Annotated in this window: 24 protein-coding genes; 15 read left to right on the plus strand and 9 right to left on the minus strand. The window is 65.9% G+C overall.

Annotated features, from left to right (window positions below; genetic code table 11):
• The first annotated feature begins 36 nt into the window (after positions 1 to 36).
• The gene (locus ABZO33_RS00430; protein WP_258599736.1) at positions 37 to 756 is read left to right on the plus strand and encodes a 16S rRNA (uracil(1498)-N(3))-methyltransferase; all 720 of its coding nucleotides are present in this window, start codon (positions 37 to 39) and stop codon (positions 754 to 756) included.
• Here ABZO33_RS00430 and trhA read toward each other — a convergent pair.
• The 7 genes from trhA to pilG form a co-directional block, all read right to left on the minus strand.
• The gene (gene trhA / locus ABZO33_RS00435) at positions 753 to 1,370 is read right to left on the minus strand and encodes a PAQR family membrane homeostasis protein TrhA (RefSeq protein ID WP_414534436.1); all 618 of its coding nucleotides are present in this window, start codon (positions 1,368 to 1,370) and stop codon (positions 753 to 755) included. The two genes, ABZO33_RS00430 and trhA, sit on opposite strands and share 4 nt — an antisense overlap.
• A gap of 68 nt (positions 1,371 to 1,438) precedes the next feature.
• Positions 1,439 to 1,912, minus strand: a complete 474-nt coding sequence (locus tag ABZO33_RS00440) for a chemotaxis protein CheW (protein WP_414534437.1) — start codon at positions 1,910 to 1,912, stop codon at positions 1,439 to 1,441.
• Positions 1,905 to 7,199, minus strand: coding sequence for an Hpt domain-containing protein (locus ABZO33_RS00445; protein ID WP_414534875.1), 5,295 nt, complete (start codon positions 7,197 to 7,199; stop codon positions 1,905 to 1,907). Before ABZO33_RS00445 ends, ABZO33_RS00440 begins: the two co-directional genes overlap by 8 nt.
• Before the next feature lie 11 nt (positions 7,200 to 7,210).
• Positions 7,211 to 9,235, minus strand: a complete 2,025-nt coding sequence (locus tag ABZO33_RS00450; RefSeq protein ID WP_102682257.1) for a methyl-accepting chemotaxis protein — start codon at positions 9,233 to 9,235, stop codon at positions 7,211 to 7,213.
• Positions 9,236 to 9,298: 63 nt separating this feature from the next.
• Entirely contained in the window at positions 9,299 to 9,853 is a 555-nt protein-coding gene (locus tag ABZO33_RS00455) for a chemotaxis protein CheW (protein WP_046853926.1), read from the minus strand.
• Positions 9,850 to 10,215, minus strand: a complete 366-nt coding sequence (pilH, locus tag ABZO33_RS00460; protein WP_217867447.1) for a twitching motility response regulator PilH — start codon at positions 10,213 to 10,215, stop codon at positions 9,850 to 9,852. Before pilH ends, ABZO33_RS00455 begins: the two co-directional genes overlap by 4 nt.
• Positions 10,216 to 10,261: 46 nt before the next feature.
• Complete coding sequence (pilG, locus tag ABZO33_RS00465; RefSeq protein WP_046853924.1) at positions 10,262 to 10,663, minus strand: twitching motility response regulator PilG; 402 nt, start codon at positions 10,661 to 10,663, stop codon at positions 10,262 to 10,264.
• A 184-nt stretch (positions 10,664 to 10,847) separates the two neighbouring features.
• On the opposite strand from pilG, the gene gshB reads away from it, so the two are divergent.
• The 14 genes from gshB to ABZO33_RS00535 all read left to right on the plus strand — a co-directional run bounded on the left by gshB (position 10,848) and on the right by ABZO33_RS00535 (position 24,828).
• Positions 10,848 to 11,801 carry a glutathione synthase gene (gene gshB, locus ABZO33_RS00470; RefSeq protein ID WP_046853923.1) on the plus strand — a complete coding sequence of 318 codons (954 nt, stop codon included), beginning with the start codon at positions 10,848 to 10,850 and terminating at the stop codon, positions 11,799 to 11,801.
• A 140-nt stretch (positions 11,802 to 11,941) separates the two neighbouring features.
• Positions 11,942 to 12,841 carry a TonB family protein gene (locus tag ABZO33_RS00475; protein WP_414534438.1) on the plus strand — a complete coding sequence of 300 codons (900 nt, stop codon included), beginning with the start codon at positions 11,942 to 11,944 and terminating at the stop codon, positions 12,839 to 12,841.
• Positions 12,842 to 12,936: 95 nt separating this feature from the next.
• The gene (locus ABZO33_RS00480) at positions 12,937 to 13,506 is read left to right on the plus strand and encodes a YqgE/AlgH family protein (RefSeq protein ID WP_046853921.1); all 570 of its coding nucleotides are present in this window, start codon (positions 12,937 to 12,939) and stop codon (positions 13,504 to 13,506) included.
• Positions 13,506 to 13,931 carry a Holliday junction resolvase RuvX gene (gene ruvX / locus ABZO33_RS00485; RefSeq protein WP_414534439.1) on the plus strand — a complete coding sequence of 142 codons (426 nt, stop codon included), beginning with the start codon at positions 13,506 to 13,508 and terminating at the stop codon, positions 13,929 to 13,931. The genes ABZO33_RS00480 and ruvX overlap by 1 nt, the downstream gene beginning before the upstream one ends.
• A 52-nt stretch (positions 13,932 to 13,983) precedes the next feature.
• Entirely contained in the window at positions 13,984 to 14,502 is a 519-nt protein-coding gene (gene pyrR, locus ABZO33_RS00490; protein WP_046853920.1) for a bifunctional pyr operon transcriptional regulator/uracil phosphoribosyltransferase PyrR, read from the plus strand.
• 12 nt (positions 14,503 to 14,514) lie between these two features.
• Positions 14,515 to 15,519 carry an aspartate carbamoyltransferase catalytic subunit gene (locus ABZO33_RS00495; protein WP_102682236.1) on the plus strand — a complete coding sequence of 335 codons (1,005 nt, stop codon included), beginning with the start codon at positions 14,515 to 14,517 and terminating at the stop codon, positions 15,517 to 15,519.
• Positions 15,516 to 16,787 (plus strand): dihydroorotase, encoded by a 1,272-nt coding sequence (locus tag ABZO33_RS00500; protein ID WP_414534440.1) that lies wholly within the window; start codon positions 15,516 to 15,518, stop codon positions 16,785 to 16,787. The genes ABZO33_RS00495 and ABZO33_RS00500 overlap by 4 nt, the downstream gene beginning before the upstream one ends.
• A gap of 178 nt (positions 16,788 to 16,965) precedes the next feature.
• Positions 16,966 to 17,496, plus strand: coding sequence for an ATP-dependent protease subunit HslV (hslV, locus tag ABZO33_RS00505; protein ID WP_011536056.1), 531 nt, complete (start codon positions 16,966 to 16,968; stop codon positions 17,494 to 17,496).
• A gap of 74 nt (positions 17,497 to 17,570) precedes the next feature.
• Entirely contained in the window at positions 17,571 to 18,914 is a 1,344-nt protein-coding gene (hslU, locus tag ABZO33_RS00510) for an ATP-dependent protease ATPase subunit HslU (RefSeq protein WP_414534441.1), read from the plus strand.
• Between the two features lie 177 nt (positions 18,915 to 19,091).
• A complete protein-coding gene (locus ABZO33_RS00515) occupies positions 19,092 to 19,469 on the plus strand; it encodes a gamma-butyrobetaine hydroxylase-like domain-containing protein (protein ID WP_046853917.1) in 378 nt (125 codons plus the stop codon).
• A gap of 335 nt (positions 19,470 to 19,804) precedes the next feature.
• Positions 19,805 to 21,484: a class II poly(R)-hydroxyalkanoic acid synthase gene (gene phaC / locus ABZO33_RS00520; RefSeq protein ID WP_046853916.1), complete on the plus strand. Its 1,680-nt coding sequence runs from the start codon at positions 19,805 to 19,807 to the stop codon at positions 21,482 to 21,484.
• A 64-nt stretch (positions 21,485 to 21,548) separates the two neighbouring features.
• Positions 21,549 to 22,400, plus strand: coding sequence for a poly(3-hydroxyalkanoate) depolymerase (gene phaZ, locus ABZO33_RS00525; RefSeq protein WP_110605347.1), 852 nt, complete (start codon positions 21,549 to 21,551; stop codon positions 22,398 to 22,400).
• A 126-nt stretch (positions 22,401 to 22,526) separates the two neighbouring features.
• Entirely contained in the window at positions 22,527 to 24,209 is a 1,683-nt protein-coding gene (phaC, locus tag ABZO33_RS00530; RefSeq protein ID WP_414534442.1) for a class II poly(R)-hydroxyalkanoic acid synthase, read from the plus strand.
• A gap of 4 nt (positions 24,210 to 24,213) precedes the next feature.
• Positions 24,214 to 24,828 carry a TetR/AcrR family transcriptional regulator gene (locus ABZO33_RS00535; protein ID WP_046853913.1) on the plus strand — a complete coding sequence of 205 codons (615 nt, stop codon included), beginning with the start codon at positions 24,214 to 24,216 and terminating at the stop codon, positions 24,826 to 24,828.
• A gap of 85 nt (positions 24,829 to 24,913) precedes the next feature.
• On the opposite strand, the gene ABZO33_RS00540 is transcribed toward ABZO33_RS00535, so the two are convergent.
• Positions 24,914 to 25,657, minus strand: a complete 744-nt coding sequence (locus tag ABZO33_RS00540; RefSeq protein WP_414534443.1) for a phasin family protein — start codon at positions 25,655 to 25,657, stop codon at positions 24,914 to 24,916.
• 10 nt (positions 25,658 to 25,667) lie between these two features.
• Positions 25,668 to 26,090: a phasin family protein gene (locus ABZO33_RS00545; protein WP_023632554.1), complete on the minus strand. Its 423-nt coding sequence runs from the start codon at positions 26,088 to 26,090 to the stop codon at positions 25,668 to 25,670.
• Between the last annotated feature and the right edge of the window lie 114 nt (positions 26,091 to 26,204).

Below are 26,204 nucleotides of genomic sequence, written 5' to 3' on the forward strand. Positions count from 1 at the left end.
ACAGGATCTGCGTCAGCCTTTTTCCAGAGCAAGCCCATGAGACTCTCCCGCTTCTTCATCGACGCCCCACTGGGCCTTGGCGAGCACGAGCTCCCCGAAGCCCAGGCCCACTACATTGGCCGCGTGCTGCGCATGGCCGCTGGCGACGCCGTGCAGCTGTTCGACGGCAGCGGCCAGGAATACCTCGGCCAACTGCTCGAAGTCGGCAAGAAAACCGTGCGCGTCAGCCTCGACCAGGCCCTCCCCGGCCAGGCCGACTCGCCTTTGCACATCCACCTCGGCCAGGGCCTCTCCCGCGGCGAGCGCATGGACTGGGCAATCCAGAAAGCCACCGAGCTGGGCGTCAATGAAATCACCCCGATCGTCAGCGAACGCTGCGAAGTACGCCTGAAGGACGAACGCGCCGACAAGCGCCTGGCCCACTGGCGCCAGGTGGCTGTCAGTGCCTGCGAGCAGTGCGGGCGCTCGACCTTGCCGGTGATCCACCCGCCCGTGACCCTGGCCGAGTGGCTGAAAAGCACCGAAGCCGACCTCAAGCTGGTGCTACACCCGGTGGCCGAGCCACTGACCAGCCATGCCAAACCGGCCAGGCTGGCCTTCCTGATCGGCCCCGAGGGCGGTCTGAGCGAAGCGGAAGTCGAGCAGGCCAAGGCCGCCGGCTGCCACGCCGCCCGCCTCGGCCCTCGCGTGCTGCGCACCGAAACCGCCCCAGTGGTAGCACTGTCGGTGGCACAGCAACTGTGGGGCGACTTCTAACGCACGTAGAAAGATACCGCGACAAAGTGCATCAGGCTGCCGGCAATCACGAACAGGTGCCAGATGCCGTGCCAGTGGCGGAATCGGCTGTCGAAGGCGAAGAAAATAATGCCGACGGTGTAGAACACACCGCCGGCCGCCAGCCAGGCGAAGCCCGCTGCACCCAGGCTGTGCAGCAGCGGTTTGACCGCCACCAGCACAATCCAGCCCATCAATGCGTAGATGACGATCGACAGGATCCGCGCCTCCGAGCGCGGCTTGATCTCCTGCAACATGCCGATCAGCGCCAACCCCCAGACCACCCCGAACAGGCTCCAGCCCCAGGGGCCGCGCAGGCTCACCAGGCAGAACGGGGTGTAGCTGCCGGCGATCAACAGGTAGATGGACAGGTGGTCGAGCTTGCGCATGACCCGCTTCGCCCGCCCGCGGGTGCTGTGGTAGAGGGTGGAGATGCTGTAGAGCAACAGCAGGGTGAAACCGTAGATGGAGAAACTGACGATCTTCCAGGGATCGCCCTGCAGGCCCGCCACGACGATCAGCCAGACCGCGCCAATGCAGGCCAGTACCGCGCCGACCAGGTGGGTCCAGGCGTTGAAGCGTTCACCGTAATACATGCAAGCACAGACCTCGCGCAGCGGTCAGGGTTCCTGAGCCCCGTGATAGGGCCCGTTCTACCATTATCCTAGCCAGCTACAGATTGCAGATCAGCGTCACGCACCAATCTTTCCAGCCCGGCCAGGTCCGGCACCCGCGCCACCTGCTCGCCCACCTGCACTGCCGCCAGCTCCAGCGCGGCCAGCGGCACATCAACATAGTTCAACTGGCTGTCGAGCTTGCACGAGCGCGGTATACCCTGCAGCAGCAACGCCAGGAAGCGCAGGCCGGTATCGCCCAGTGCATTGAGCACCACCACCCGTGCCCGCTCTCCGCAGGTGGTCTGCCCGCCACAGGCCGCCTCGAAACCGATCAACGGCAAACGCTGCTGGCGCCAGTCCACCCAGCCCAGGTGCCAGGCCGGCTCGCCTGGCTCGCAGGCGATGGCGCGATGACCAATCAATTCAGCCACCGCCACGTTGGGCAGTACCAGGGTGCGGTCGCCCAGGGGCAGCAGCAGGCCGGTGAGGCTGCTGCGCTGGCCGGCGATATGTTCAAGCATGGGGTTGGCTCCAGTGGGCGATGCTCTGCAACAGGACCGACTCCTGGTAGGGCTTGCCGAGGTATTCGTTGACGCCAATGGCCATGGCCCGGTCGCGGTGCTTCTGCCCGGTGCGCGAGGTGATCATGATGATCGGCAACTGTGCCAGGCGCTCGTCGCGGCGGATGCGCGTGGCCACCTCGAAACCGTCCATGCGCGGCATCTCGATGTCCAGCAGCAACACGTCCGGGCGGTGCTCTTCGAGCAGCGCCATGGCATCCACCCCGTCCTTGGCGGTCAGCACACTCATACCGTGGCGTTCGAGCAGGCGGCTGGTGACCTTGCGCACGGTCACCGAGTCGTCCACCACCATCACCAGCAGTGGCCGACGCGGCACGGGACCAGTCAGCAGATGTTGCCCCTGCGCTACGCCTGGCAGGCGCGCCAGGCGCCGCTGCTGGCCACGCAACTGGCCGAGCAGATCGAGAATCAGCACCACCCGCCCGTCGCCAAGCAGGGTGGCACCGGACAGCCCCGGCACCGCCGCGAACTGCGGGCCCAGGCTCTTGACCACGATCTCGCGGCTGGGCGACAGGCTGTCGACCTGGATCGCGAACGATTGCTCATGGGAATGGGTGAGCAGCACCGGCAGCGGTACGCTCTGGCCCAACAGGTTGGGTTGCGTGCCCTCCTGCAACAGTTCGCCGAGGTAACGCAGCGCGTAGTCATGCCCGGCATAGCTGTAGCGTGGCGGGTCCAGCCGGTAGCAGGCTTCCAGCTCCGCTGGCGGCACGCGCACGATGCCCTCGATGGTGTTCAGCCCAATAGCGTATTGCTCATCCTCCACATGCACCATCAGCGCCCGGTTCACCGACACGGTGAACGGCAGGCGGATCAGGAAGCGCGCGCCCTTGCCGGGGCTGGACTCGATGCTCATCGAACCGCCCAGCTGCTTGACCTCTTCATGGACCACGTCCATGCCCAGGCCGCGCCCGGAGATCTGGGTGATCTTCTCGGCCGTGGAAAACCCCGGGCGCAGGATGAACTGCAGGATCTCGTGGTCGCTCAGACGCGCCTGCGGATCGAGCAGGCCGCGTTTGATCGCCTTGTTGCGCACCGCCTCCAGCGGCACCCCGGCACCGTCGTCGCTCATCTCGATGACAATGTCAGCGCCTTCGTGCAGCAGGTTCAGGTGGATGGTGCCCTGCTCCGGCTTGTCGGCTGCCAGGCGCGCCTCGCGGCCTTCCAGGCCATGGTCGACGGCATTGCGCAGCATGTGCTCCAGCGGCGCGACCATGCGTTCGAGCACGCTGCGGTCCAGCTCGCCCTCGGCATTGCCGACCACCAGCTCGACCTGCTTGCCCAGCTCGCTCGCCACCTGCCGCACCACCCGTTGCAAACGCGGCACCAGGCGTTCGAACGGTACCATCAAGGTGGCGGTCAGCCCCTCTTGCAACTGGCTGTTGACCCGCGCCTGCTGCTGCAACAGGCTGTGCGCCTCCTGGGCCCGCTGCAGCAGGGTTTCCTTGAGGTCGAGCAAGTCTGAAGTGGACTCGAACAGCGCCCGCGACAACTGCTGCAACTGCGAATGGCGATCCATCTCCAGTGGGTCGAAGTCGTCATAGGCATCACCCTCGAACTGGTGCCGGCTGGAGATCCGCCCCTGGGTCTCGATATCCAGGCGCAGCAGTTGGTCGCGCATGCGCTCCAGCGTGGTTTCCATTTCGTTGAGGGCGAACTGCGCATCGTTGACCTGCTGCTCGATGCGCCCGCGGATCACAGAATGCTCGCCGGCCAGGTTGCCCAGGTCGTCAAGCAGTTCGGCATCGACCTTGACCATGTCCCCGGCCCGCTCGGGCGCGATAGCCGGGGCTTCGGCCGGGGCGGGCTCGGCCTGGGGCTGCCCGGCGGCGCTGTCGGTCAGCGCGGCGCTGGAGAAGTTGCGGATATAGTCGATCAGCGCCGTCGCCGCATGCAGCGGCTCGCCCAGGCGCGCCGCGTCGAGCATGTGCGCCAGGCGGTCATGGCAGTTCTGCAGCAGGCTGAACAAAGCCGGCGTCGACGGCAGCCGTGCGGCCGCCAGCAGCTCGTAGAGAAATTCCAGCTCATGGGCCAGGTCGCCGATGGCGGCGATCTCGACCATGCGCGCCCCACCCTTGAGGGTATGCAGGTCGCGCAACAGGTTCTCCACCTCGACCGTGTTGCGCGGGTCGGCCTGCCAGCGCGCCAGGGACTGGGCCGCGCTTTCGAGGATATCGGAGCTCTCCTCGAGGAAAACCTCCAGCAGTTCCTGGTCGCCTTCGCTTTCCTGCGTGTCGTCCTGCGCCTCGGCCGGGCCAGGGGGCGGAGCGTTGTGGCGGAAATCGCGCAGCTCACCCAGCAACTCCACCGCCGACAGCGGTGGCTGGCCCTCGCGCAAGCTGCGCAGCATCTCGGCCAGGGTGTCATGGCTGCGTGCGAGCAACTCGAACAGCCCCAGGCTTGCCCCGATCCGCCGGTCCACCAGCCCTTCGTAGAGCAGCGCGAGCTCCTGGGCAAGCACTTCGATGGCACCGATCGCAGCCATCTGCGCGCCGCCCTTGAGGGTCAGCACATCATGTTGCAACGCAGACAGCGGTGACAGGCTTTCGGGATCGTCCTTCCATTGCCGCAGCGCCTGGTCGGCACCCTCGAGAATATCGGCGGCTTCCTCGAGGAACAGTTCGACGACCGCGGGGTCCGGTAGCTGACCTGCGATAGGCAGCGTTGTCGCGCCAGCTGCGCCGACCAGCCCCAGGGCCGCCGGGTCGAGGGCATCGTCAAGCAAGCCATGCAAGGCGGCCAGGCAATCGGGGCGGGCGGTCGGATCCTGCCCGGCGGCGATTTCGTCGAACAGGTCGAACAGCGCTTCGTGGGCCTGCCGGGCGATTGCGAAGAAACGCGGCGTCACCGCAAGGCTGCCCTCTTCGACCGCGCCATACAGGTCGAGCAGCCCTTCGCAGACTTCATCCACCTGCCACAGCTCGGCCTGGTGCGCGCCATGGCTGAGGGTGGTCATTTCCTCGAGCAACAGGTGCAGCTCATGATGCTGCGTGGGGTCGGCCTGCCAATTGGCCAGCCGCGCCTCGGCGTCGAGCAGGATATCCATGCCCAGGGTCAGGAAAGTGGCCGTCAGTTGCGGGTCACGCCGGGCCCGGCGTGCCGGGAGCACCTCGGCCTGATGCCTGGCCAGCCTGGCATCGACCGTTTGCCCGACCTGCTCGATCAACGCCGCAGCCCCCACAATGGCAGCCAATGGCGTGCTGTCCAGCTGGGCCAGCCCCAGGTGGAACAGTGTACGCGCAGCCTCCAGCAGTTCGGTCTCGGCCTGCTGCAAAGGCAGGTGATGACCTTTGTATTCGCGCACCAGACGGTCGAGCGCGGTGGCCAGCTCCGCCACCGGCATCACGCCGGCCATGGCGGCGCTGCCCTTGAGGGTGTGCAAGGCACGTTGCAGGCTGTCGCTGACCACTGTGCCTTGAGCATCAGCCACCTGCAGGAAAGCATCGAGCCCGGCCAGGTGCCCTTGGGCCTCGTTACGGAAAATCTCCAGCAGCTGCGGATCGAGACCGTCGATGCTGGCACTGGCCGGCGTATCGTTGAGCGCCAGCGCGTGCAGATGCCCGGCCAGTTGCTCGATCTCCGCAGTGGGCGGCAGCTGGCTGGCGGCAAAATCGGCGAGCAGGTCGGGCAGGCGCACGAAGACCTGCTGCAAGGCGACCAGGCCTTCGGCGCTCAGCGTGATGCGCCCCTCCAGCACCCGGTTCAGCAGGTGCTCGGCGCCCCAGGCAAGCTCCGCCACGGCCTCTGCGTGGACCATCCGCCCGCTGCCCTTGAGCGTATGCAGCGCGCGACGCACCTCGATCAATGAATCACGCAAACCGTTGTCGGCACGCCAACGCAGCCATTGGCGCTCGATTTCAGGCAACAGTTCGCCGGCCTCTTCGAGAAACACCTCGCGCAACTCGTCATCGATGCCGTCCGCTGTCCGGGCGCCAGCCGAAGGTCGTTCGAGGCGCGGGCATTGCACGCCCAGGGAGGTCAGGCTGGCGTGGGCCATGTCGATGAAACGCTGGGCATCGGCCAGTGGATCGGCCACCCGCCACTGCAACCAGGCCTCGCCGGCGCACAGGGCATCGGCCAGATGGGCCAGCTCATCGGGCAGCGGCTCGTCCTCCACATGGCCCAGCCAGCCCTGCACATATCCCGCGCACCCACCGAACACTTCGGCGGCAGCCGGCAGCATCAGCATCGCCAACGCCCCGCGCACCTGCTGCAACAACCCGGGCAAGGCCTGCAGGCGCGGACGCGACCAGTCCGACTCCAGGCAGTCGCCGATCAGGTCCTTGGCCTGCTGCAGCACATTGAGCGACTCGTTGAGTACCAGTTGGCGAATCTCGGCCAGGTCCGAACCCGGCAGGTTGCCTGGCGAGGTTTCCTCCAGCGGGCCGACCATGCCGTTGAGGGTCGCCTCGACGTACAACAGCGCCCCGGCGACATCCATCAACAGCGCCTCGTCCACCGCGCCGTCCTTCTCGACCTGCGCCTGCAGCGCCAGCACCTGGTCGATAATCACCCGGCGTGGCTGCTGGAAACCCAGCACTGCCAGAGTGTCGGCGACATGGCGCAGGGGCGGCAGCAACGTCTCCAGAGGTTCGCGTGGCGGATGCTCGCCACTGACAAAGGGATCGAGACGGTCCTTGATGCGCATCAGGTCATCGCACAGCGCCATCACCACCGAACGCAGCGCGTCGCGCCCTGGGCCGGCCTGCATGTGTTCACGCCAGCTCCCCAGGGAAAGGTCGAGGTTGGCCAGGTCCGCCGCGCCAGCCAGACGCTGCCCGAGGTCGCCCAGCAGGCTGCCTTGGGCCAGGGGTTCGGCACCGCGGCAGATCCGCAGCTGGTTGAGCAGGGGCATGACCACCAAGGGCAGGTCGTGGCGTGCCCCGCGCAGGCGATCCAGGTAGGGCGGCAGTTGCTCGAGCCCTCGGAACAGCGCGCCCAGGCAGTCGCCCCGGGGGCTCACCTGGCCCTCGGCCATGGCCCGCCCAAGCAGCTCCAGTTCTTCGGCCAGGCGCGTCGCGCCCGGTAATTCGAGCAGGTGCAGGCAACCGTGCACCTGGTGCAGGTTGTCGACGAAGAACGCCAGCATCGACAGGTCGCCAGGATCTGCCGAGAAACGCTCCAGGGCCTGGCGCGCCTGCGCCAGGCAATCAAGGATGGGGGCCTTGATCCAGGCCAGGGCCACCGTGTCGTGGCGCTCGCCGGCCGTACTGCCCGGGCCGGCCATGCTCGCCCCGCTCACGATCGCTCCACCGGTTTGGGCAGGGTGAAACCGGATACCGAACGGCGCATCTCGCTGGCCATGCGTGCCAGGTGGCGGATGCTGTCGGCCGTGGCGCCGGAACCGGCGGAGGTCTGCGCGGTGATCTGCTGGATCACCGCCATGGTGTGGGAAATCTGCCCGGCAGACGACGTCTGCAACTGAGCGGCATCGGAGATGCTGTGAATAAGGTCGGCCATCGTCTGCGATACGCCTTCGATCTCTGCCAGGGCCACGCCGGCATCCTGGGCCAGGCGCGCGCCGCGCACCACTTCGGCGGTGGTCTGCTCCATGGAGATCACCGCCTCGTTGGTGTCGGCCTGGATGGTGCGCACCAACGCCTCGATCTGCCGGGTTGCCGAGGATGAACGCTCGGCCAGGCGCTGCACCTCGTCGGCGACCACGGCAAAGCCGCGGCCGGCCTCGCCGGCAAGCGACGCCTGGATGGCCGCGTTGAGGGCGAGGATGTTGGTCTGCTCGGCAATATCGTCGATCAGGCTGACGATATCGCCGATCTCCTGGGAGGATTCACCCAGGCGCTTGATCCGCTTGGCGGTGTCCTGGATCTGCTCGCGGATGTTGTCCATGCCGTGGATGGTGTTGTGCACCACCTCGTTGCCCTTGTTGGCGATGGCCACCGAGCGCTCGGCCACCTTGGCCGATTCATAGGCATGCGCGGAGACCCGGTCGATCGACTCGACCATGTCGCCCACCGCTTCGGACGCCTCGCTGATCTGCTCGGCCTGGTGCTCGGACGCCTTGGCCAGCTGGCGAGCGGTGTTCTGGGTGTCCTGCACGGCAGCGGCGACCTGCTCGGCACTGTGGTTGATGGTGGCCACCAGGTCGCGTAGCTGGTCGACCGAGAAGTTGATCGAGTCGGCGATGGCGCCGGTGAAGTCCTCCGTCACCGAAACGGTCACGGTCAGGTCGCCGTCGGCCAGCTCCTCGATCTCGTCGAGCAGGCGCATGATTGCCTGCTGGTTGCGCTCGTTCTTCTCGGCGGTCTCGCGTAGCTGGCGGTGGGTGGCGCGCACCATCACCAGGCCGATGAGGATGATCGAGGCCAGTGCCAGCAGGCCAAGTACGTAGCCACCTACGGTATCGAGGGTACGCCCGCCAGCCAGGTTCTCGAAGCCGTTGGCCAGGTGCGAGGCTTCGTCGAGCAGGGTCTGCGACAGGCTGAAGATGTTGCCGGCAGCCTCGCGCACGCGGAACAGTTCGGGCGAAGTCTCGAGAATTTCGTCCACCGAGCCCGAGACGAACTGGAACAGTTCGGCGATTTCGGCCAGTCGCGCCCGGGCATCGGCGTCCTCGACGCGGGTGACCTGGATTGCCGGGTTGCCGGCGAGCATGCCCTCGAGCACCTGGCCGAAGCGGCTGGCGTCGCGGCCGAAGGCATCGGCGGCCTGCACCGAGGTTTCGTCACCGGCGAGCACGGTGTTGACCGAGCCGAGAATGCGCTCGGCCAGCAGCAACTGGCGCTGGGCCACGGCCACCTGATTGGCCGGCGCGCCGCTCTGCAGCAGGATTTCCACCACTTTCTCGTATTCAACCTGCAACTGCGGAACGGTCTCGGCCAAGGTGGCCGCGACCTGGTGCAACGACAGCACGGTCTGTTCGCTGGCAAGAATGGTGTCGGTGTTCTTGCGCAGGTTTTCCCAGTCCTGGCGTACCGCGTCCATTTCGTCGCGCACCGTGGCGGGTGCTGCGGGCAGGCCGGTGGTCTTGTCACCTTCGCGCAGGTAGCTCCAGCGCCGCTCGAAGTCGTTGCGCGCATCGCTGAGCAGCCTGAACGCCAACGCCTTGCCCGCCGCCGCCTCGGTGGCGTTCTTGGCAATGCGCTGGGACAGTACGCGCAGCTCGCCGGCGTGGCCGATGTACTGCTTGTCGTGGTTGGCCTGGGTGTTGAGGTAGGCGAAGTTGGCGAACAACAGGACGATCGACAGGATCAGCACCACGAACAGCACGGTAATCTGCGCGGTGCTGCGCGGGCGTTGGGCCACGGCGGCGGGCGAGACGCCGGCTGCGGCAACGGTGGGTCCTGGCTTGTTCACGTCGAAAGTCCTCTACAACGCCACATCGAGAAAGCCCGGCGCCTGGGCCAGGGCGAACGGGCTGAATATCGCCCAATTGCGCTCACGGGGAAAATGGCCCTGCACGAAGGGCGCGGCCGCACGGATCAACGGTTGCGGCGGTGACAACTCGAGGCTGCTCAGGGCAAAGTGCTGCAAGCCGACCACTTCATCCACCAGCAGCCCGGCGAACAGCTCTTCATGATCCAGCACCAGCACCCGCCGTTGCTTGCCCGCCGCAGCCGGGCCAAGGCCAAAGAACGCACACAGGTCCATCACCGGCAGCAGCCGCCCACGCAAATTGGCCACCCCGCGTACCCAGGGCTGCACACCCGGCACCCGGCTACCGCGGGGCTCGCGCAGCACTTCGGCGACTTCGCCCATGGGCGCGACGAACCACTGTCCGGCAACACGAAAGCCGATGCCGCTCCATTGTTGCAGGCGGATGTCCTGCGGTGGCTGGTCGGCCACCAGCAGGCGGCAGCGCCGGTCGATGTCCAGCAGCAGCTCGAAGGCGGTCAGCGACGCGCCCTGGGGCCGGGTGGTCAAGCCTTGAGCACTTCTTTGAGCTTGGCGATCAGCGCGTCTTCTTCCACGGGTTTGGTGAGAAAGTCGCGGGCGCCCTGGCGCTGGGCCCAGATCCGATCGGTTTCCTGATCCTTGGTGGTGACCACGATCACCGGGATGGCGCTGGTTTCCGGGTCCTTGCTCAACTGGCGGGTGGCCTGGAAACCGTTCATGCCGGGCATGACGATGTCCATCAGCACCGCGTCGGGCTTCTCCTGGCGGGCCAGGGCCACGCCATCGGCGCCGTTGTCGGCCTTGAGCACCCCATAGCCGTGCTTCTCCAGCCATTCGGTCAATCTGTACATCTCTGTCGGCGAGTCGTCGACAATCAGAACTCGGGCCATGCTGTTTCCCCATCAGGAAATAGAGACGCCGCCTTGCATGGGCGCGTCAGGGTGCGTGTGGATCCTGCGCGGCGAAGCCGGGCACGCAGGCACGGATCGCGTCGAGCAGTTCTTCCTTGCTGAAAGGTTTGGTCAGGAACTGGTCGGAACCGACCACCCGGCCGCGGGCCTTGTCGAACAGGCCGTCGCGGGAAGAGAGCAGGATCACCGGGGTGTCCTTGAACTCGCTGTTGTGCTTGATGATGGCGCAGGTCTGGTAGCCGTCGAGGCGCGGCATCAGCACGTCGACGAAGATGACCCGCGGTTTATGGTCGACGATCTTGGCCAGGGCGTCGAAGCCGTCACTGGCGGTGATCACCTCGCAGCCTGCCTCGCCGAGCAACATCTGCGCGGTGCGGCGGATCGTGCGGGAATCGTCGATCACCATCACCTTCAGGGGTTGTTCCATAGTTGCGCTTCTGCCTGGGAGCGAATTCGCCAAAAGGCCGTGCAGGCCATGTGCCTGGCCTTTTTAGCACACTCCCGAAGGCCATTCCATCCGCCCGCCCCTTGACCGTGGGCGCGGCCGGCGCCACCCTGAGCCACTTTTCTTTCGTGCCATCGCGGCCACGCGCCGCCAAGAGGATTTACCCATGAGCGTTCGCCTCGGGATTGTCATGGACCCCATCGCGTCCATCTCCTACAAAAAGGACAGCTCGCTGGCCATGCTGCTGGCCGCCCAGGCCCGTGGCTGGAGCCTGTTCTACATGGAGCAGCGCGACCTGTACCAGGGCCAGGGCAAGGCCCGCGCACGCATGCGCCCGCTCAAGGTGTTCGCCGACCCGGCCCGCTGGTTCGAACTGGGCGAGGAGCAGGACAGCACCCTGGCCGAGCTGGACGTGATCCTGATGCGCAAGGACCCGCCCTTCGACATGGAGTTCGTCTACAGCACCTACCTGCTGGAGCAGGCCGAGGCCGAAGGCGTGCTGGTGGTCAACAAGCCGCAGAGCCTGCGCGACTGCAACGAGAAGCTGTTCGCCACCCTGTTCCCGCAGTGCACGCCCCCCACCCTGGTCAGCCGCCGCCCCGACATCATCCGCGAGTTCGCCGCCGAGCATGGTGATGTGATTCTCAAACCGCTGGATGGCATGGGTGGCACCTCGATCTTCCGTCACCGGGTCGGCGACCCCAACCTGTCGGTGATCCTCGAGACCCTGACCGCGCTCGGCGCCCAGCAGATCATGGCGCAGGCCTACCTGCCGGCGATCAAGGACGGCGACAAGCGCATCCTGATGATCGACGGCGAGCCGGTGGACTACTGCCTGGCGCGCATCCCGGCCAGCGGCGAGACCCGCGGCAACCTGGCCGCCGGCGGTCGCGGCGAAGCCCGCCCGCTGAGCGAGCGCGACCGCTGGATCGCCGCCCAGGTCGGCCCGACCTTGCGTGAGAAAGGCCTGCTGTTCGTCGGCCTGGACGTGATCGGCGACTACCTCACCGAAATCAACGTCACCAGCCCGACCTGCATCCGCGAGATCGACGCCGCCTTCAACACCAATATCGGCGGGCAGTTGATGGACGCCATTGATCGCAAGCTTCAGGCGCGCTGACCGAGGACACGTGGCAACACCGCGCAGTGGGGTATGATGCGCAGCCGCAAGCTGCAAGCCGCAAGTATGTACAGGCCTGCACCGAGCCGCTTTTACTTGAAGCTTGCAGCTTGTGACTCGAAGCTGCCTTTGGATACCCGATGACGCTCCCCGCTGACATCCCACCCGACCTGCTGCCACCGCGCGTCCGCCCGGTGGACCGGCTCGGTTTCACCCTGTTCCTGGCCGCCCTGGTGCACCTGGCGCTGATCCTGGGCGTGGGTTTCACCGTGGTCAAACCGGCCGAGATTCGCCACGCCATGGACATCACCCTGGCCACCTTCAAGAGCGAGAAAGCGCCCGAGAAGGCCGACTTCCAGGCCCAGGACAACCAGCAGGGCAGCGGCACCCTGGACAAGAAGGCGGTGCCCAAGACCACCGAGGTCGCGCCGTTCCAGGACAGCAAGATCAACAAGATCACCCCGCCCCCGGCGGCGAAACCGCAAACGCCCCCGGCACCGGCCAAGGCCGTGGTCGCCACCCAGGCGCCGAAGCCGCAGAAAGTCGAGCCCAAGCCGAAGGAAAGCAAGCCGCAACCCCAGGCCCAGGCCAAGGTTCCGGACTTCGACAGCTCGCAGCTGTCCAGCCAGATCGCCAGCCTCGAGGCCGAACTGTCCCAGGAACAGCAACTGTACGCCAAGCGCCCGCGCATCCACCGCCTGAACGCCGCCTCGACGCTGCGCGACAAGGGCGCCTGGTACAAGGAAGAGTGGCGCAAGAAGGTCGAGCGCATCGGCAACCTCAACTACCCCGAGGAAGCCCGGCGCCAGCAGATGTACGGGAGCCTGCGGATGATGGTGTCGATCAACCGCGACGGCTCGCTGTACGAGGTGCTGGTGCTGGAGTCCTCCGGCCAGCCAGTGCTGGACCAGGCCGCCCAGCGCATCGTGCGCCTGGCGGCGCCCTTCGCGCCGTTCACCGGGGACCTGGCGGAGTTCGACCGCCTGGAGATTATCCGTACCTGGCGCTTTGCCCGGGGTGACCGGTTGTCGAGCAACTGATCGGGGCCGCGTTGCGGCCCATCGCTGGCAAGCCAGCTCCCACAGGGACAGCGCATGGCTTGTCAGCCTCGTCACCTGGCGCCACACTAGCGGACATGAAGACCCTCGCCCCCAGCTACCTCAAGCACCAGTTCCTGATCGCCATGCCGCACATGGCCGATCCGAACTTTGCCCAGACCCTCACCTACATCGTCGAGCACAATGCCCACGGCGCCATGGGCCTGGTGGTCAATCGCCCGCAGGAGCTGAACCTGGCCGACATCCTCGAACAGTTGCGCCCGGACGACGAGCCGCCGGCCAGCACTCTGCACGTCCCGATCTACCAAGGCGGCCCGGTGCAGACTGACCGCGGCTTCGTGCTCCACAGCAACGACCGCAGCTACCAGGCCACGGTCGAGCTGGAGGGCCTGTCGCTGTCCACCTCCCAGGACGTATTGTTCGCCATCGCCGCCGGCGACGGTCCGCGCAAGAGCCTGATCACCCTGGGCTACGCGGGCTGGGAAGCCGGCCAGCTGGAGGCCGAGCTGGCCGACAACGCCTGGCTCAACTGCCCCTTCGACCCCGAGATCATCTTCGGCATGGCCAGCGACATGCGCCTGGGCGCCGCCGCCGCGAGCCTGGGGATCAACCTCAGCCTGCTGACCAGCCAGGCGGGCCACGCCTGATGACCGAACTGCGCTTGCTGCTTGGCTTCGACTACGGCACCCGGCAGATCGGCGTGGCCGTCGGCCAGGTGATCACCGGCCAGGCCCGAGAACTGTGCACGCTCAAGGCACAGAACGGCGTGCCGGACTGGAACCAGGTCGAGAAGCTGATCAAGGAATGGAAACCCGACGCCATCGTCGTCGGCCTGCCGCTGAACATGGACGGCACGCCCAGCGAGATGAGCGAACGCGCCGAAAAATTCGCCCGTCGCCTGCACGGCCGCTACAACCTGCCAGTACACACCCACGACGAACGGCTCACCACCTTCGAAGCCAAGGGCGAGCAGATGGCCCGTGGCGGCCGTCACGGCAGCTACCGCGACAATCCGGTCGATGCCATCGCCGCGGCCCTGCTGCTGCAAGGCTGGCTGGAGGCCAACACTTAAATCCGCTTTGCCGCCGGCGGCTTGCCGGCGCCCGCCTTCCGAGGAGCACGCAATGAGCCTACCCAATCCCGCCGACCTGATCCGGCAGATGGCCGTCGACCTTCGCGCCCACCTGGCCCGCCGCGCCATCGCCGAGCCACGCTTCATCGGTATCCGCACCGGCGGCGTGTGGGTGGCCCAGGCTCTGCAGGCCGAGCTCGGCGACCAGAGCCCACTGGGTACCCTGGACGTCTCCTTCTACCGTGACGATTTCAGCCAGAACGGCCTGCATCCGCAGGTGCGCCCCTCGGAACTGCCTTTCGAGATCGAAGGCCAGCACCTGGTGCTGGTGGACGACGTGCTGATGAGCGGGCGCACCATCCGCGCCGCCCTCAACGAGCTGTTCGACTACGGCCGCCCGGCCAGCGTGACGCTGGTGTGCCTGCTCGACCTGGATGCCGGCGAACTGCCGATCCGCCCGAATGTGCTTGGCGCCACCCTGTCCCTGGCCGCCCATGAACGGGTAAAATTGACCGGACCCACGCCGCTCGCCCTCGAGCGCCAGGACCTCGCTCCCGCATCCGCCCTTTAAGAGTCCCCCGCGATGACGCCATTCGACGCCAAGCGCCCGCTGCAGCTCAATGATCAGGGCCAGCTGCGCCACTTCCTCTCGCTCGACGGTTTGCCCCGCGAACTGCTGACCGAAATCCTCGATACCGCCGATTCGTTCCTCGAAGTCGGCGCCCGGGCCGTGAAAAAAGTCCCGTTGCTGCGCGGCAAGACCGTGTGCAACGTGTTCTTCGAGAACTCCACCCGTACCCGCACCACCTTCGAACTGGCCGCCCAGCGCCTGTCGGCCGACGTGATCAGCCTGAACGTGTCGACCTCCTCGACCAGCAAGGGCGAGACCCTGTTCGACACCCTGCGCAACCTGGAGGCCATGGCCGCCGACATGTTCGTCGTGCGCCACTCCGACTCCGGCGCCGCCCACTTCATCGCCGAGCATGTATGCCCGGACGTGGCGGTGATCAACGGCGGTGACGGCCGCCACGCCCACCCGACCCAGGGCATGCTCGACATGCTCACCATTCGTCGGCACAAGGGCAGCTTCGAGAACCTGTCGGTGGCCATCGTCGGCGACATCCTGCACTCGCGCGTGGCCCGCTCGGACATGCTCGCGCTCAAGGCGCTGGGCTGCCCGGACATCCGCGTGATTGGCCCGAAGACGCTGATCCCGATCGGTATCGAGCAGTACGGTGTGAAGGTCTACACCGACCTTGCCGAAGGCCTCAAGGATGTCGACGTGGTGATCATGCTGCGCCTGCAGCGTGAGCGCATGGCCGGCGGCCTGCTGCCCAGCGAAGGCGAGTTCTACCGCCTGTTCGGCCTGACCACCGCGCGTCTGGCCGGCGCCAAGCCCGACGCCATCGTCATGCACCCGGGCCCGATCAACCGCGGCGTGGAGATCGAGTCGGCAGTGGCCGACGGCCAGCATTCGGTGATCCTCAACCAGGTCACCTACGGCATCGCCGTGCGCATGGCGGTGCTGTCCATGGCCATGAGCGGGCAGAACGCGCAACGTCAATTCGAGCAGGAGAACGCCCAGTGACCCTAAGCATCATCGGCGCCCGGGTCATCGACCCTGCCAGCGGCCTGGACGCCATCACCGACCTGCACCTCGACGGCGGACGCATCGCCGCCATCGGCGCGGCCCCGGCCGGTTTCAGCGCCAGCCGCACGATCCAGGCCGAAGGCCTGGTCGCCGCCCCCGGCCTGGTCGACCTCGGCGTCTCCCTGCGCGAACCGGGCTACAGCCGCAAGGGCAACATCGCCAGCGAAACCCGCGCCGCGGTCGCCGGCGGCGTCACCAGCCTGTGCTGCCCGCCGCAGACCAAGCCGGTACTGGACACCTCGGCCGTCGCCGAGCTGATCCTCGACCGCGCCCGCGAGGCGGCCAACAGCAAGGTCTACCCGATCGGCGCCCTGACCAAGGGCCTGGAAGGCGAGCAACTGGCCGAACTGGTGGCCCTGCGCGACACCGGCTGCGTGGCCTTCGGCAACGGCCTGAAAGAGATCCCCAACAACCGCACCCTGGCTCGCGCCCTGGAATACGCTGCCACCTTCGACCTGACCGTGGTGTTCCACTCCCAGGACCGTGACCTGGCCCAGGGCGGCCTCGCCCACGAAGGCCCGATGGCCAGTTTCCTCGGCCTGCCGGGCATTCCGGAAACCGCCGAAACCGTGGCCCTGGCCCGCAACCTGCTGCTGGTCGAGCAGAGCGGCGTGCGCGCCCACTTCAGCCAGATCACCAGCGCCCGTGGCGCCCGGCTGATCGCCCAGGCCCAGCAGTTGGGTCTGCCGGTCACCGCCGATGTGGCGCTGTACCAGCTGATCCTCACCGACGAGGCCCTGCGTGACTTCTCAAGCCTCTACCACGTGCAGCCGCCGCTGCGCACCGCCGCCGACCGCGACGGCCTGCGCGAAGCGGTGAAATCCGGGGTGATCCAGGCGATCTCCAGCCATCACCAGCCCCACGAGCGCGATGCCAAGCTGGCGCCGTTCGGCGCCACCGAGCCAGGCATCAGCAGCGTCGAGCTGTTGCTGCCGCTGGCCATGACTCTGGTCGAAGATGGTCTGCTCGACCTGCCGACCCTGCTGGCGCGCCTGAGCAGCGGCCCGGCCAAGGCCATGCGCCTGCCGGCCGGCGAGCTGAAAGTCGGCGCAGCCGCCGATCTGGTGCTGTTCGACCCGAAAGCCTCGACCGTGGCCGGCGAGCACTGGTTCTCCCGTGGCGAGAACTGCCCGTTCATCGGCCACTGCCTGCCGGGCGCGGTGCGTTATACCTTGGTCGATGGGCACGTCTGCCACGAGGCCTGAGTAACGCCATCGCGGGGCAAGCCCGCTCCCACGAAGCCCCCTGGGGTCATTGTGCGGAGCGGGTCTGCCAGGCAAAGCCTTGAAACAACCATTCATCCCTCTCGGTTGAAATCCTTCCCCCCTCCCCCCATATGAGTCTGCATCAGGCATTTTCGCCCCGCTGCGTGGAGACTCTCCCTTGACTACCATCGTTTCTGTCCGCCGTAACGGCAAAGTCGTCATGGGCGGCGACGGCCAGGTTTCCCTCGGCAACACCGTGATGAAAGGCAACGCCAAGAAAGTGCGCCGCCTGTACAACGGTCAGGTCATCGCCGGCTTTGCCGGTGCCACCGCCGATGCCTTCACCCTGTTCGAGCGCTTCGAAGCCCAGCTGCAGAAACACTCCGGCCACCTGGTGCGCGCCGCCGTCGAGCTGGCCAAGGAATGGCGTACCGACCGCTCACTGAGCCGCCTGGAAGCGATGCTGGCCGTGGCCAACAAGGATGCATCCCTGATCATCACCGGCAACGGCGACGTGGTCGAACCCGAGGACGGCCTGATCGCCATGGGTTCCGGCGGCGGCTATGCCCAGGCCGCGGCCCGCGCCCTGCTGAACAAGACCGACCTGTCGGCCCGCGAAATCACCGAGGCCGCCCTGAACATCGCCGGCGACATCTGCGTGTTCACCAACCACAACCTGACCATCGAGGAGCAGGACCTGGCCGAGTGAATCAGTTGTTTTGGCGTCCCGCTCGCAGCGGGACTTTTCCACACTGATCACTGTGCTTGAGGACCCCATACATCATGTCCATGACCCCACGCGAAATCGTCCACGAACTCAACCGCCACATCATCGGCCAGGACGACGCCAAGCGCGCCGTCGCCATTGCCCTGCGCAACCGCTGGCGGCGCATGCAGCTCCCCGCCGAGCTGCGTGCCGAAGTCACCCCCAAGAACATCCTGATGATCGGCCCCACCGGCGTGGGCAAGACCGAGATCGCCCGCCGCCTGGCCAAACTGGCCAATGCGCCGTTCATCAAGGTCGAGGCGACCAAGTTCACCGAAGTCGGCTACGTTGGCCGTGACGTCGAATCGATCATCCGCGACCTGGCCGACGCCGCACTGAAGATGCTGCGCGAGCAGGAAATCGTCCGCGTGCGCCACCGCGCCGAGGACGCCGCCGAGGACCGCATCCTCGACGCCCTGCTGCCGCAGGCGCGGGTCAGCAGCTTCAGCGAGGAAGCCCAGCAGTCCAGCAGCGACTCCAACACCCGCCAGCTGTTCCGCAAGCGCCTGCGCGAAGGCCAGCTGGACGACAAGGAAATCGAGATCGAAGTCGCCGAGAACATGGGCGTCGAAATCGCCGCGCCGCCAGGCATGGAGGAGATGACCAACCAGCTGCAGAGCCTGTTCGCCAACATGGGCAAGGGTAAGCGCAAAGCGCGCAAGCTCAAGGTCAAAGACGCGCTGAAGATGGTCCGCGACGAAGAAGCCGGCCGCCTGGTCAATGAGGAAGAGCTCAAGGCCAAGGCCCTGGAAGCAGTCGAGCAGCACGGTATCGTGTTCATCGACGAGATCGACAAGGTCGCCAAGCGTGGCAACGTCGGCGGCGCCGATGTCTCCCGTGAAGGCGTGCAGCGCGACCTGCTGCCGCTGATCGAAGGCTGCACCGTCAACACCAAGCTGGGCATGGTCAAGACCGACCACATCCTGTTCATCGCCTCCGGTGCGTTCCACCTGAGCAAGCCGAGCGACCTGGTGCCGGAGCTGCAAGGCCGCCTGCCGATCCGCGTCGAGCTCAAGGCGCTGACCCCGGAAGACTTCGAACGCATCCTCAAGGAGCCGCACGCCTCGCTGACCGAGCAGTACAGTGCCCTGCTCAAGACCGAGGGCCTGAACATCGAGTTTGCCGCCGACGGCATCAAGCGCCTGGCCGAAATCGCCTACCAGGTCAACGAGAAGACCGAGAACATCGGTGCCCGCCGCCTGCACACCCTGCTCGAGCGCCTGCTCGAAGAGGTGTCGTTCAGCGCCGGCGACCTGGCCAGCGCCCACGACGAGACGCCGATCCACATCGACGCCGCCTACGTCAACAGCCACCTGGGTGAGCTGGCGCAGAACGAAGACCTGTCGCGTTACATCCTGTAAGACCGCGCAGGGCCGCTGCGCGGCCCTTTCGCTGGCAAGCCAGCTCCCACATCGACCTGTTGTGGGAGCTGGCTTTTCGTGGCGACGAACCGCAGCGAAAGGGCGGCGCAGCAGCCCCCTTGCACTATGGCCAAAATCACTCGAAGCTGATTGCTTGATGCCTAGAGAGAGACCCCCATGGCCCGCCTGCCCACCGCCATCAACCTGCACAAAGCCTCCAAGACCCTCACCCTCACCTACGCCCCCGGCGAGGTCTACCACCTGCCTGCCGAGTTCCTGCGCGTGCATTCCCCGTCCGCCGAAGTCCAGGGCCACGGCAATCCCATCCTGCAATTCGGCAAGATCAACGTCGGCCTCAGCGGCCTGGAGCCGGCTGGCCAGTACGCACTGAAACTGACCTTCGACGACGGCCATGACTCAGGATTGTTCACCTGGGAGTATCTCGAACAGTTGTGCCTGCGCCAGGAACAGCTATGGGCCGACTACCTCGACGAATTGCACAAGGCCGGCAAATCCCGCGACCCGTCCGAATCGGTGGTGAAATTGATGCTCTAGCTCAAGGCTCGCAGGCTTTAGAGCGCATTTTCTAATCTCATCTGCTTGAATGCCTGGATGACTGCCAAAGATTGGCTGTCTTGCGCATTACACGAAAGTCGGGTAACCAATGGAGCTGGCAAGTTCCCTGCATCGCCTCCGGGCAGGCAGGGCCAGGCCGGTATGTAGAGGTCGCGAGCGAAAGCAGGCTGTCTTCACACGCAGAAAATCCCGCAGCTCATCATCGGCACGCATCCGGTCGCAGCACCGCTGTTCCTTATCACTGGTCACCCGAGTAGCAGTACCGGGCTGTCACAGCACACCGGTACTCGTCTCAGGACAACGGAGCGTCGTAGATGAGTAACAAGAACAACGATGAGTTGCAGCGGCAGGCCTCGGAAAACACCTTGGGGCTGAACCCGGTCATCGGCATTCGCCGCAAGGATCTACTGACATCGGCGCGCACGGTGTTGCGCCAGGCCATGCGCCAGCCCTTGCACAGCGCCAAGCACGTGGCGCACTTCGGCCTGGAGCTGAAGAACGTCCTGCTGGGCAAGTCGGCGCTGCAACCGGAAGGCGACGATCGTCGCTTCAGCGACCCGGCGTGGAGCAAGAACCCCCTTTATCGCCGCTACCTGCAGACCTACCTGGCCTGGCGCAAGGAACTCAATGACTGGATCAGCGAGAGCGACCTGTCGCCGCAGGACATCAGCCGCGGGCAGTTCGTCATCAACCTGGTGACCGAGGCCATGGCCCCCACCAACACCCTCTCCAACCCGGCCGCGGTCAAGCGCTTCTTCGAGACCGGCGGCAAGAGCCTGCTCGACGGGTTGTCCAACCTGGCCAAGGACATCGTCAACAACGGCGGCATGCCCAGCCAGGTGAACATGGAGGCCTTCGAGGTCGGCAAGAACCTGGGCACCAGCGAAGGCGCGGTGGTCTACCGCAACGATGTGCTGGAGCTGATCCAGTACAGCCCCATTACCGAGCAGGTGCACAGCCGCCCGCTGCTGGTGGTGCCACCGCAGATCAACAAGTTCTACGTCTTCGACCTGAGCCCGGAAAAGAGTCTGGCGCGCTTCTGCCTGCGCTCGCAGCAACAGACGTTCATCGTCAGCTGGCGCAACCCGACCAAGGCCCAGCGCGAGTGGGGCCTGTCCACCTACATCGACGCACTCAAGGAAGCCGTCGACGCGGTGCTGGCAATCACCGGCAGCAAGGACCTGAACATGCTCGGTGCCTGCTCCGGCGGCATCACCTGCACCGCGCTGGTGGGCCACTACGCCGCCCTCGGCGAGAAGAAGGTCAATGCCCTGACCCTGCTGGTAAGTGTGCTCGACACCACCGTCGATACCCAGGTGGCATTGTTCGTCGACGAGCAGACCCTGGAGGCGGCCAAGCGCCACTCCTATCAGTCCGGCGTGCTCGAAGGCAGCGACATGGCCAAAGTGTTCGCCTGGATGCGCCCCAACGATCTGATCTGGAACTACTGGGTCAACAACTACCTGCTCGGCAACGAGCCGCCGGTGTTCGACATCCTGTTCTGGAACAACGACACCACCCGGCTGCCGGCCGCCTTCCACGGCGACCTGATCGAGATGTTCAAGAACAACCCGCTGATCCGCTCCAACGCCCTCGAAGTGTGCGGCACGGCCATCGACCTGAAGCAGGTCGACTGCGACATCTACAGCGTTGCCGGCACCGCCGACCACATCACGCCCTGGCAGTCGTGCTACCGCTCGGCGCACCTGTTCGGCGGCAAGATCGAGTTCGTGCTGTCGAACAGTGGCCATATCCAGAGCATCCTCAACCCACCGGGCAACCCCAAGGCGCGCTTCATGACCGGCGAGGACCGCCCGGACGACCCGGTGGCCTGGCAGGAAAACGCGGTCAAGCACGCCGACTCCTGGTGGCTGCACTGGCAGGCCTGGCTGGGTGAGCGCGCCGGTGAACTCAAGAAGGCGCCTACACGCCTGGGTAACCGCGCCTATACCGCGGGCGAGGCCGCACCGGGAACATACGTGCACGAGCGTTGAGCCGAACCGCCGTGGTGCGCCTGGTGGCGCAGCGCGGCGCTCCTTTCACCACAGAGTCACGCGCATGCCGCAACCGTACATCTTCAGGACCGTCGAGCTGGACGAGCAGTCCATCCGCACTGCGGTCCGCCCGGGCAAGCCACACCTGACGCCGTTGCTGATCTTCAACGGCATCGGCGCCAACCTCGAGCTGGTGTTTCCGTTCATCGAGGCCCTGGACCCGGACCTGGAGGTCATCGCCTTCGACGTGCCTGGGGTCGGCGGCTCGTCCACGCCTCGTCACCCCTACCGTTTTCCCGGCCTGGCCAAGTTGACCGCAAGGATGCTCGACTACCTGGACTACGGCCAGGTCAATGTCATCGGCGTGTCCTGGGGCGGCGCCCTGGCCCAGCAGTTCGCCCACGACTACCCCGAACGCTGCAAGAAGCTGGTGCTGGCCGCCACCGCCGCCGGCGCGGTGATGGTACCGGGCAAGCCCAAGGTATTGTGGATGATGGCCAGCCCACGGCGCTACGTGCAGCCCTCCCATGTCATCCGCATCGCGCCGCTGATCTATGGCGGCGGCTTTCGCCGGGATCCGGACCTGGCCATGCACCATGCCTCGAAGGTGCGTTCGGGCGGCAAGCTGGGCTACTACTGGCAGCTGTTCGCCGGGCTCGGCTGGACCAGCATCCACTGGCTGCACAAGATCCACCAGCCCACCCTGGTGCTGGCCGGCGACGACGATCCACTGATCCCGCTGATCAACATGCGCCTACTGGCCTGGCGGATTCCCAATGCCCAGCTACACATAATCGATGATGGCCACCTGTTCCTGATCACCCGGGCCGAGGCCGTCGCCCCGATCATCATGAAATTCCTCGAGCAAGAACGCCAACGCGCGGTCATGCACCCCCGGCCAGCGGCACGGGGGTAGGAAGGCTTTTTATTGCGTCAGCACGAGCCTTTGCGGGCACTTCCAGGCAGGTGATGCGAGCCTGCAGGAGTAGCTTTACCCGCACCAAGGCCAACGCGGAAATGGATCTGACGAAGGAGTGTTGGCATGAAGGACAAACCGGCCAGAGGATCGACACCGGTCCCCGCCACGAGCATGAACGTGCAGAACGCCATCACCGGCCTGCGCGGTCGCGACCTGTTCTCGACCTTGCGCCAGGTCGGCCGGATCGGCCTGCGCAATCCGCTGCATACCGCGCATCACCTGCTCAGCCTGGGCGGCCAGCTGGGGCGCGTGCTGATCGGCGACAGCCCCTACCAGCCCCACCCTCGGGACGCCCGCTTCAGCGACCCGACCTGGAGCCAGAACCCGTTCTACCGCCGCGGCCTGCAAGCCTACCTGGCCTGGCAGAAGCAGACGCGCCTGTGGATCGAGGAAAGCAGCCTGGCCGACGACGACCGCGCCCGGGCGCAGTTCCTGTTCAACCTGGTCAGCGACGCCTTCGCGCCCAGCAATTCGCTGCTCAACCCGCTGGCGGTCAAGGAGCTGTTCAACACCGGCGGCCTGAGCCTGCTGCGCGGTGTCAGCCACCTGCTCGACGACCTGCGCCACAACGACGGTTTGCCACGGCAGGTGGACGAACGGGCCTTCGAGGTCGGCGGCAACCTGGCCGCCACACCAGGCGCAGTGGTGTTTCGCAACGAGCTGCTGGAGCTGATCCAGTATAAGCCCATGAGCGAGAAACAGTACGCCCGACCGCTGCTGGTGGTGCCGCCGCAGATCAACAAGTTCTATATCTTCGACCTGGGCCCGACCAACAGCTTCGTCCAGTACATGCTCAAGCAGGGCCTGCAGGTATTCATGGTCAGCTGGCGCAACCCCGACCCACGCCATCGCGAGTGGGGCCTGTCCAGTTATGTGCAGGCCCTGGAGGAGGCGCTCAACGCTTGCCGCAGCATCAGCGGCAGCCGCGACCCCAACCTGATGGGCGCCTGTGCCGGCGGTCTGACCATGGCAGCGCTGCAGGGCCACCTGCAGGCGAAGAAACAGCTGCGCAAGGTGCGCAGTGCCACTTACCTGGTGAGCTTGCTCGACAGCCAGTTCGACAGCCCAGCCAGTTTGTTCGCCGACGAGCAGACCATCGAGGCGGCCAAGCGGCGCTCCTACCAGCGCGGTGTGCTGGACGGCGGCGAGGTGGCACGGATCTTCGCCTGGATGCGCCCCAACGACCTGATCTGGAACTATTGGGTCAACAACTACCTGATGGGCAAGACGCCGCCGGCCTTCGACATCCTCTACTGGAATGCCGACAGCACGCGCCTGCCGGCCGCGCTGCACGGCGACCTGCTGGATTTCTTCAAGCTCAACCCGCTGACCTTCCCCGAAGGCCTGGAGGTGTGCGGCACCCCGATCGACCTCACGCAGGTCGGGCTGGACAGCTTCACCGTGGCCGGCAGCAACGACCACATCACCCCCTGGGACGCGGTGTACCGCTCGGCCTTGCTGCTCGGCGGCGAGCGACGCTTCATCCTGGCCAACAGCGGGCATATCCAGAGCATCATCAACCCACCCGGCAACCCCAAGGCCTACTACCTGGAAAACCCCAAGCTCTCCAGCGACCCGCGGGCCTGGTTCCACGATGCCCAGCGTCGCGACGGCAGCTGGTGGCCCCTGTGGCTGGAATGGATAGAGCAGCGCTCCGGCACGCTCAGGACGCCACGCGACGAGCTGGGCAACAGCACTTATCCACCGCTGGGCCCCGCGCCCGGCAGCTACGTACTGGCACGCTGACCGGATGAAGACCCGCGACCGTATCCTCGAATGTGCCTTGCAGCTGTTCAATCGCCAGGGCGAACCGAACGTCTCGACCCTGGAGATCGCTAACGAACTGGGGATCAGCCCTGGCAACCTGTACTACCACTTCCACGGCAAGGAGCCGTTGGTGATCGGCCTGTTCGAGCGTTTCGAAGAGCAATTGATGCCACTGCTCGACCCGCCGCTGGACGTACGCCTGGATGCCGAGGACTACTGGCTGTTCCTGCACCTGATCGTCGAACGCATGGCGCAGTACCGTTTCCTGTTCCAGGACCTGTCCAACCTCACCGGGCGCCTGCCCAAGCTGGCGCGGGGCATGCGCAGCCTGATCAACGCCCTCAAGCGTACCCTGGCCGCGCTGCTGGCCAGCCTCAAGGGCCAGGGCCAGGTGACCAGCGAGACCCAGGCACTGGGGCAGTTGGTGGAACAGATCACCCTGACCCTGATGTGCTCGCTTGATTATCAGCGCGTGCTTGGCCGCGAGGGCGATGTCGGCGTGGTGGTGTACCAGGTGATGATGCTGGTGGCGCCGCATCTGCAGGCCCCGGCGCGCATGGCGGCGGAGCAGTTGGCAATGAGGTATCTGGAAGGCTGAAACGATCGCGGGGCAAGTCCGCTGCCACGAGCCCTGTGCAGGCTTCGTGGCAGCGGGCTTGCCCCGCGATCAGTGCGACCCGGTATCAGGCCTGAGTGGCTGCGTTCACCGGTGCCGACGGGGTGCTGCTGGCCGGCGCCGCGCTCGGTGCCGGGGCTGCGGTGGCGGCAGGCGCCGCTGCGGCGGGCTTGGCTGCCGCAGGTTTGGCCGGCGCCGCTTTCTTCACGGCCGGTTTCTTGGCGGCTGCCGGTTTGGCAGCGGGCTTGGCCGCTACAGGCTTGGCCGCTGCCTTGACCGCTGGCTTGGCCGCTGCGGTTTTCGCCGCAGGTTTAGCCGCAGCGGTCTTGGCCGCAGGCTTGGCGGCCGCCTTGGCCAATGGCTTGGCGGCCGTCTTGCTGGCACTGGCCTTGGAGATCGGCGTGACCGAGGCACCGGTCAGTTTCTCGATCTGCTTGGTCAGCGAATCGACCTGCTGGTGCAGGGCCTTGATCTCATTGCGGCTGGGCACGCCCAGGCGCGAGATGGCGCTGTTCAGGCGCTTGTCGAAGGCTTCTTCCAGCTCGCTCCACTTGCCCAGCGCACGATCCTTCACGCCCGACACTCGCGAGTTGGTCGACGACTTGGCGCTTTCGGCCACGTCTTCGGCGGTTTTCTTCGCCTGCTTCTCGGCCTTCTCGCCGTCCTTCACCAGCGAATCGAACAGCTTCGGACCGTCCTGGTCGACCTTGGAGTAGATACCCAGGCCAGCCAACCAGATCTTGCGGGAGTACTTCTCGATTCCGCCGATCCAGGAGCTGCCTTCTTTCTCGGTGTTCTTCTTGCCAGCCATCCTGCTCTCCTTATGGTTTGTGCGCGACGCGCTCGAGCAGCTCGTGCAGCTGTTCAAGCTTGATGGACAACGCCTCAACGTCATGTTTAGACGGAATGCCGAGGCGATTCAAGGCGCGACCGACACGGGCGTCGAAGGCGCGTTCGATTTTGTCCAGCTGCGCCTCGACCCGGCCGGGCACGCGGGTGACTTCCTGGGTGGCTTCGTCGATCTGGGTATTGGCGGCTTCGACAGCCTTGTCGAGGCGTTTCTTGCCACGCTTCTCGACGCCTTCGCCGGCTTTCACCAGCTCCTTGAAATAGTCGGAGCCTTCCTGGCCGACACGGGCGTAGGCACCGATGCCCGCCAGCCAGATCTTGCGCGCGTAGCCGCGCACCTCGCCCAGCGTGCTGCCTTGGGCGTCGTCTTTCTGCTTGAGATTCACTTTGGCCATGCTCTGCACCTCATGCTCATTTAAGGGAGGGAGGAACTGCCCAGGGTGGTAGGGCTTGAGCGTGAAGGTAGGCGGAAAAATTAGAATCCTCACCCTAAGAGCAGTGGCGAGCTT

This window comes from Pseudomonas sp. CAM1A, from assembly GCF_047501685.1.
GTDB lineage: Bacteria > Pseudomonadota > Gammaproteobacteria > Pseudomonadales > Pseudomonadaceae > Aquipseudomonas.